This window comes from Dietzia sp. SYD-A1, assembly GCF_015356725.1.
GTDB lineage: Bacteria > Actinomycetota > Actinomycetes > Mycobacteriales > Mycobacteriaceae > Dietzia.
The window spans coordinates 1-1149 of record NZ_JADDKI010000268.1 but is presented as its reverse complement, the minus strand read 5'-3'; the positions used below and the strand labels follow the sequence as shown (position 1 = coordinate 1149).

Here is a 1149-nt window from a genome sequence, read left to right as displayed (position 1 = left end):
AGTTCGGGGGGCGCGCGATCTGGGATGCCGTCGCCGCTCTGCCCACCCGGCAGCGGCTCTGTGTGGCCTACCGGTATCTGGGCGGGTTGCCGTACGCCGAGATCGCCGCGCTCATCGGGGGCAGCGACTCGGCCGCGAGGCGCGCGGCGGCCGACGGAGTGGCGGCCCTGAGACAGACCATGGAGACGACACCGACCATCGAGACGACACCGACCAGGGAGCTGACATGACCGGGGACGACGTGATCGACACACTCCGCGGCGCTTCCGCGGACACGGACCGGCTGCGCGAGCGCCTGGCACGCGAGGCGCAGCGAGAGGGTCTGGTGGACGTGCTGGTCCGGCCAGTCGGCTCACCGATCGGCGGGCTGCTCCTGGCGGCGACACCGCAGGGCCTGGCGTACGTGGCGTTCGAGGGCGAACCCCGGGACGAGGTCCTGGAGATGCTCGCCAGGAGGATCGGGCCCCGCGTCGTGCACGCGGACGGCCCCGCGGCGCCGAACGGGGCCACCGGCGACGCGGACGTCGCACGCGTTCTCGACGACGCCACGGCCCAGATCGAGGCCTACCTCGCCGGGCGTCGTCGCGAGTTCACCCTGCTGCTGGACACCGTCCTGGCCACCGGGTTCCGCGGCCTGGTCCAGCGCCGACTGTCCGAGGTCGGCTACGGTCGCACGGCCACTTACCGGGAGATCGCCACCGCCCTCGACAAGCCCGGGGCGGTCCGCGCGGTCGGCACGGCGTGCGCCACCAACCCGCTCCCCCTGGTGTGGCCGTGCCATCGGATCCTGCGCTCGGACGGCGGCCTCGGCGGATACCGGGGCGGGCTCGAGGTCAAGAAGCGGCTCCTGGCGATGGAGTCGGCCGCGTGACCGCGGGACAGGCCGCCGCGCTCTACGGCGTCTGGGTGATCGCGGTGATCTCGCCGGGGCCCGACCTCGTCGTCGTCCTCCACCGGTCGCTCGCCGGTCGCCGCCACGGTGTCGCCACAGCGGCCGGGGTCGTCACCGGGATCGCGATCTGGCTGGCGGCCGCGTTCGCCGGACTGGCCGCGCTGGTGCGCGTGTACCCGCAGGTCATGACGGGGATGCAGGTGGCGGGCGGGCTGCTGCTGGCGAGTCTGGGGGCGCTCGGACTGCGGGGCTGGTGG

Annotated in this window: 3 protein-coding genes; all 3 read left to right on the top strand. The window is 74.2% G+C overall.

Annotation, left to right across the window (positions count from 1 at the left end; all coding sequences use genetic code 11):
* The coding region (locus IY392_RS11495; RefSeq protein ID WP_194861297.1) for a sigma factor-like helix-turn-helix DNA-binding protein at positions 1 to 230 on the top strand (230 nt) is incomplete at its 5' end.
* Positions 227 to 871 carry a methylated-DNA--[protein]-cysteine S-methyltransferase gene (locus IY392_RS11490; protein ID WP_194861296.1) on the top strand — a complete coding sequence of 215 codons (645 nt, stop codon included), beginning with the start codon at positions 227 to 229 and terminating at the stop codon, positions 869 to 871. The genes IY392_RS11495 and IY392_RS11490, both read left to right, overlap by 4 nt.
* Positions 868 to 1149, top strand: a 282-nt coding sequence (locus tag IY392_RS11485; protein WP_194861295.1) for a LysE family transporter, incomplete at its 3' end; no start/stop codon positions are given. The genes IY392_RS11490 and IY392_RS11485, both read left to right, overlap by 4 nt.

What these genes read in the sequence shown, in the direction of transcription:
- IY392_RS11490 (WP_194861296.1), top strand. Translation starts at nt 227, where the DNA reads ATGACCGGGGACGACGTGATCGACACACTCCGCGGCGCTTCCGCGGAC.